This window comes from Mycobacterium sp. 4D054 (assembly GCF_052245755.1).
In the GTDB taxonomy this organism is placed as follows: Bacteria; Actinomycetota; Actinomycetes; order Mycobacteriales; family Mycobacteriaceae; genus Mycobacterium.
In genome coordinates, this window is the sequence record NZ_JBQQCF010000100.1 from 1 (window position 1) to 6,057 (window position 6,057).

The following is a 6,057-nucleotide window of genomic DNA, read 5'->3' on the forward strand; positions in this document are numbered from 1 at the left end:
TCGGATAGTCCTCCCGGTGCTCGCGCACCAGACGGACCGCCTTCGCTCGGGTCTCCGGGTCGTACTTGCTCGGCATGACATGCACCTTCCCAAGGAAGGAGGTGCGCATCAAACGCGGGATGGTTCATCGACGGGAGCGCGGCCACTGGCGAGACAGCGACCAACAACGAGTTGTGGAGCTGGCGACCGGGCACCACATAGGGATTCATCCGGCGCTGACATCGATCACCTGCCCTGACTGTGCGGCGCACTGGGAGGCACCCGAGAACCAACGCCGCCCCGGTGCCGGTGGTGGGCTAGAGCACGCGCCAACGTGCCCTATTGGCAAGGGATATGCCGAAGCTGGCGACGATGACCGAGCGTGGTTCGCCGACCATCCCGACGAGAGGCAGCGTGTCCGTCCTCCCACCATGGCTGAGCTGCAATCGATCATGCTGGCCACTGGCCAGGCTCTGCCTGACATGCCTAACGGTGGGCAACTCGAACCCGGTGGTCAGGTGATCGTGACCCAAGTGGCACCCGGCCTGCGTGAGCGCAACTTTAAAGATGCTGTGCTATTGATGGCCCCGGCACTGTCAGCGGCAGACGGTTACCACCCTGACGAATTCGATGAGACAGGGCAGATGTGGTTCCGCGAGCATCTAGGTCCATCGCGACTGCCCGACGAATCGCGCAATGACGATGAGATGTGGCAGTGGTGACGCTGCGGCCTTGCATCGAATGCGGAGAGTTATCCGACGCTGAACGATGCGATGAGCACAAGCTAAAGACTCGCGGCGACAAGACATCTGCCGACTCGCGAGGCTATGACTTTGCATGGCGCAAGCTGTCCGAACGAGCACGACGACTGCAACCGTTCTGTAGCGATTGCGGAGCCACCGAGGATTTGCAGTGCGACCACACACCGACCGCGTGGGCGCGCAAAGCCGCAGGCAAAGCTATTCGTATCAAGGACGTAGACGTGGTGTGCGGCCCGTGCAACCGCGCTCGTGGTGGCGCACGACCTGGCGATGAAAGCCGCTCAGCATTGCGTACGGAAAGGGTGGGGGCTATCCCCGGCCAGGGGGAACAACGACCCGCGAGGGGGAGCCGAAGTTTGCGTTACACATGCCGCCAAACCGTCACGTAGGGAGGTGAATTGGCTATGAAAGCAGGACCAAAGCGCCAAATCAGCGTCGAACCTATAGATTTCGGCAACTATCCCGAGTCTAGAGCTTCACGACGGCAGAAATTCATCGGTGACTACCTGATCACCCCGCGTGGTCACGGGGCTAAAGAGCCGTTCAAGCTGCGCAACTTTCAGAATGAGCTCATTGAGGGAGCATTTGCGCCCGGTATCAGGACGGCCGTGGTGAGCATTCCGCGAGCCAATGGCAAGACGATGCTTGCCGCTGCGTTGGGTCTGGCTGAGATGTTCGTCGGCCCTCCGAGCGCAGAGGTATTGGTTGTCGCTTCTGATCAGCGTCAGGCCAATATCACCATGAGATACGCCAAGCGCATGGTTGAGCTGAACCCGGTACTTGCAGAGCGAATGCAGGTCTACGCCGACCGGATTTACCTCCCGGAAAACGATGCCACCCTGCTGCCGCTTCCCGCCGAGCCTGGCGCGCTGCACGGCCATGACCCGAGCCTGATGGTTGTGGATGAATTGCACGTGGTCACCGAAGAAGTTTGGGAAGCGGTTACGTCAGTGGCCGGCAAGCGGCCCGAAAGCCTCACGCTAGCGATTTCAACCCCGGCCAGTTCCTCGGATTCGGTCATGTGGCGACTCATTGAGCACGGTCGCGCCGGTACCGACGCCTCGTATTACCTGCGCGAATACAGCGCGCCCGACGGCTGTGCCGTCGATGACCGCGGCGCCTGGCGGGAAGCCAACCCCGCGTTGGCCGACGACGACCCATTTCTGAGCGAAGACGGCTTGGAATCGGTGCTGAAAACGATCAGAGAACCCGTGTTTCGTCAGCTTCGATTGGGTCAGTGGGTTACGGGTGTCGAATCATGGCTGCCGTGGGGAACGTGGGCCGACTGCGCAAAGCCTCGCAAAATCGCCCCCGGTGAGCGCGTCGTCCTGGCCTTCGATGGCTCAGCATCGGGGGATTCCACCGCGTTGGTCGGGGCGACAATGGATGGCTATATCTGGCTTGAAGGCATCTGGGAGAACCCTGGCGATCCACGCTGGCGCGTCCCGCGCGAAAGCGTCAGTGCCGCAATAGATTCAGCTTTCGATCAGTACAACGTGGTGGAGCTGGCGTGTGATCCGTGGGGTTGGCGCTCTGAGATTGAATCGTGGGCAAAACGTCACGGCGAGACGCGGGTTATCGAGTGGAATACCGCTGCGGCGCAGCGCATGGCCCCGGCGACGGATCGGCTCTATCAGGCCGTGAACACCAAGACGATGACCCATGACGGCAATGCTGATCTGGCCTCTCACATCGCGCATTGCGTGGCGAAGCGGACACCTATGGGCGATTTGGTGAGCAAGGATAAAAAGGGCAGTCCGCGAAAGATTGACGCTGCCGTGGCCGCAATTGTGGCTTTTGACCGCGCCGCGTGGCATTCCACTAGGTCGCAGAAGCGACGCACTGTATCCTTTGCCTGAATAGCGCTCATATCGACTTATAGGAATTGCAATGACTGCACCAATTACGCAATCGGACTTGCTGCTTAAGCTTTTGCAAAAGCTCGATGAGCCGTTGGCGCGCTATTCCCTATTGGATCAGTATTACATCGGTACGCAACCGTTGGCTTATTTGAGTCCCGAATCTAAGACCGCGCTCGGTAACCGCTTCGGCAGGATGGCTAGCAATATCCCTCGCCTGTCGGTGACGGCTCTGGCTGAGCGTTTGACCGTGACGGGGTTTTCCGATCCGGCGTTGTGGACAGACTGGCTGCGCTGCGACATGGATCAACTGTCAGGTGTGGCTCATCGCGAAGCGCTGTTACTGGGTGACTCTTACGTCATTGTGTGGGCAGATGCCGCCGGACGGCCAAGTGTCACAGTCGAATCCGCTAAGCAAATCGCGGTTCAGCGCGATCCCGGCACCCGCGAGATTACCGCTGCGGTCAAGCGCTGGGAGACCGAAACGACGACCGAGGCAGTTCTGTACCTACCGGATGCGATCACGCGGTACCGCGCCAACCACGTAGGCGCAACGCTTGGCTTTGAGACGGTCCAAACGATTCCCAATCCATTGGGTGTGGTGCCGATTGTGGAGCTGCGCAATTCTGACCGAATTATCAGCGACTACGGCAGTAGCGAGATTGACGATCTAATGCCGCTTGTGGACGGTTTGAACAAATCTCTCGTGGACATGATGACCACGAGTGAATACGTGGGCAGGCCGCGCCGCTGGGCTACTGGTATCGAATTGGAAGAACGCCCGGTTATCGATTCTGACGGTAATCCGGTACTCGATGACGACGACAATCCCGTCATGGAAGCGGTAAACCCAATTCCCGAAGGCAACCGCGCAATGATTGCCGAAAACGCCGAAGCGAAGTTCGGTCAATTGGCCGCCGCAGAACTCGGCGGCTACGAAGCGTCGGTGAAGGTGCTTTTGGGTCAGATAATGGCCGTCTCGGCGCTACCCGCGCACTACGTCGGAATTTTCACCGATAACCCCGCCAGCGCCGACGCGATGCGAGCCGCCGAGGCATCGTTGACCGCCAGGGCTGAGGATCGGCAACGGACGTTCGGCAGAGCGTGGGAGCGCGTCGCCAAGCTGATGGTTGCCGTTCGCGACGGAATCTCCCCAGCACTGGTGGACAACATCGCTGTGCAATGGGCTGACGCATCGACGCGCAGCATCGCCCAAGAAGCCGACGCGGTAGTGAAGATGTTCCAAGCTGGCCTGCTGCCGCGTGAATTCGCTCTGAAAAAGCTTGGTTACACCGACGACGACATAGAAGAAATCGTGGTGCTGTCGATGCTGGAACGCGACGCCAAGTCGGCCAGTTCGCCACCGACTGCGCCCACACCTGGCGGGATAGGCGCATGAGCAGGATTGCTGCATCGCGGGGCCGTCGTGTCTACCGCCGTGATGCCCGAGGCCGATTTGCCAAAACCGGCACCGCAGACGATGACACCAAGACTTCGACACGGGTGGCTAAAGCAGTTGGTCTGACGGCGATTTCGCTTGCAGGTGTCGCAGCGGTCGGGACCGTCGTCGGTACAGAACTGCACCACCGAAACACCGTCAAGATGCGTGACGGCTACCGACGCGCTTTTGAAGCTGAACAGCAAGCCGCAGACATAGACCGCAGAGTCGAAAAGTTCATCGAAAAGCACCGCAAGCGCCAGAGAATCGCCGCCGCGAGGGCCAGATGAGAGTTTCACCGCGGCAAGGGTCACCAGAAGTCAACCCTATGCCTGACGCAAATACAGGCAGAGTGCGAATGCATATTGCCGGGGTCACGTACCGAATGGAGTCTAACGAGGCTTTAGACCTGGCTTATCAATTAGTCAAGGCCGTAGACAAATTGAAAGAAATCGATGAGAAAGGAGAACAACGTGTTTGTTCAGAAAATTGATGACGAGGCCACTGCCGAGCCGAGGGCTGATGACGTTGACGAGACCACCGAGCAAGCCGAGCTGGAACCCGACGCGACCGTGGACGCGGACCCGAACGGACTAGACGACGACGAAAACGCCGGCCAAACCGAGGCAGGCGTATCCGACGAAGACGACGAAAGCAACTCTGAAACAAAAACTTTCAGCCGTTCCTATGTAGAGAAGTTGCGCCGAGAGAACGCCGGATATCGGGAGCGTGCCAACCAGGCCGACGCGCTCGCGGCTCGTCTTCACACCGCGTTGGTAGCAGCAACCGGGCGCATGGCTGACCCGACAGATTTGCCGTTTGATGCCGAACACTTGGAAGACGAGCAAGCGCTGACTGACGCCATTGACGACCTATTGGCACGCAAACCACATTTGGCTACTCGGCGTCCGTTTGGCGACGTGGGGCAGGGTCAGCAAGGTAAATCGAGCGAGCCGGTGAGTTTGGCTGACCTCCTACGATCACGGGCGTAATTGCCGCCTTTTCGTGGTACTCTCGGCTGCACTGCGCCAGATGCGCCCGTAATCGTCCCGGTGGCGAAACGAATTCCTTAATTCGATTTCACATTGATAGGACGATCATGGCTGTAAGCACCACTAGCGCAACCGAACTCACTCAGGAACAGGTTGCGAAAATCCTCGTCAAGCCGCTAGAGGAATCCGCAAAATTCCTCGCCGCTGGCCCGCGCATTTTCGACACGGCATCGCCGTTGCGCATTCCCAAGCTTGGCGGGCCGACCGTCGTCAACTGGGTCGGGGAGAACGAACAGATTCCCGAGGCAAATCCCGATTTCGATGAGGTGGAGCTGCTGCCGTCCACCATGAAAAGCCTCAAGACGCTGACGCGGTACTCCAACGAATTGGCCCGCCAGAGCGTTGTTGCATTGGACGCCGCGCTCAAGGATCGTTTGGTGACCGATGTTGCGGCCAAGCTCGATTCTCAACTGTTTGGAGCCGGTGGTGACGGCACCACGACGCCGCAAGGAATGTTCGCGTGGGCCGGAACGCAGACCCTTGCCGTCAACGGCATCTTGGAGCTAGACGACCTGCACGACGCCGAGGCCCTGGCGCTCGGAGAGAACGTCAATGTCACGCAATTGCGTTGGGTGATGACAAGCCGCGAACTAATTGATCTGCGCAAAATCAAAGCCACTGACGGCAATTACATCGTCCAACCGGATGTGACTGCCGCTGGCGGTTACACCCTTTTGGGTCACCCGGTCATCGTCACGAATCGCATTCCCGATGACACCGCGCCGACTCCCGACACTGCCCGCGCTGCATTGGTGGATTTCTCACAGATTGCCGTCGCCCGCGATGTTGCGCCGACAGTCAAGATTCTTGATCAAACGTTCGGTGACTATGACCAAATGGCGGGTCAAGTCCAGGGACGTGGTGTACGACGTCGTCGTGTGATTCTTCGAGGTGATGGTTCAGGTGGTCAGTGCCGCGGGGGTGGCCTCCTGTTCGGTCGGGGTGTCGTTGACGGTGCGTGATTTGCT

6 protein-coding genes are annotated in these 6,057 nt (G+C 59.2%); all 6 read left to right on the forward strand.

Features of this window, described 5'->3' with window-relative positions; all coding sequences use genetic code 11:
* The first annotated feature begins 410 nt into the window (after positions 1-410).
* The 6 genes from ACTWP6_RS29645 to ACTWP6_RS29670 all read left to right on the forward strand — a co-directional run bounded on the left by ACTWP6_RS29645 (position 411) and on the right by ACTWP6_RS29670 (position 6,051).
* The gene (locus tag ACTWP6_RS29645; protein WP_443189567.1) at positions 411-701 is read left to right on the forward strand and encodes a hypothetical protein; all 291 of its coding nucleotides are present in this window, start codon (positions 411-413) and stop codon (positions 699-701) included.
* Between the two features lie 443 nt (positions 702-1,144).
* A complete protein-coding gene (locus ACTWP6_RS29650) occupies positions 1,145-2,599 on the forward strand; it encodes a terminase large subunit domain-containing protein (protein WP_443189568.1) in 1,455 nt (484 codons plus the stop codon).
* Between the two features lie 31 nt (positions 2,600-2,630).
* A complete protein-coding gene (locus ACTWP6_RS29655) occupies positions 2,631-3,998 on the forward strand; it encodes a phage portal protein (protein ID WP_443189569.1) in 1,368 nt (455 codons plus the stop codon).
* Positions 3,995-4,327: a hypothetical protein gene (locus ACTWP6_RS29660; protein WP_443189570.1), complete on the forward strand. Its 333-nt coding sequence runs from the start codon at positions 3,995-3,997 to the stop codon at positions 4,325-4,327. The genes ACTWP6_RS29655 and ACTWP6_RS29660 overlap by 4 nt, the downstream gene beginning before the upstream one ends.
* Before the next feature lie 183 nt (positions 4,328-4,510).
* The gene (locus tag ACTWP6_RS29665; protein ID WP_443189571.1) at positions 4,511-5,029 is read left to right on the forward strand and encodes a hypothetical protein; all 519 of its coding nucleotides are present in this window, start codon (positions 4,511-4,513) and stop codon (positions 5,027-5,029) included.
* Between the two features lie 107 nt (positions 5,030-5,136).
* Positions 5,137-6,051 (forward strand): phage major capsid protein, encoded by a 915-nt coding sequence (locus ACTWP6_RS29670; RefSeq protein WP_443189572.1) that lies wholly within the window; start codon positions 5,137-5,139, stop codon positions 6,049-6,051.
* The last annotated feature ends 6 nt before the right edge of the window (positions 6,052-6,057 follow it).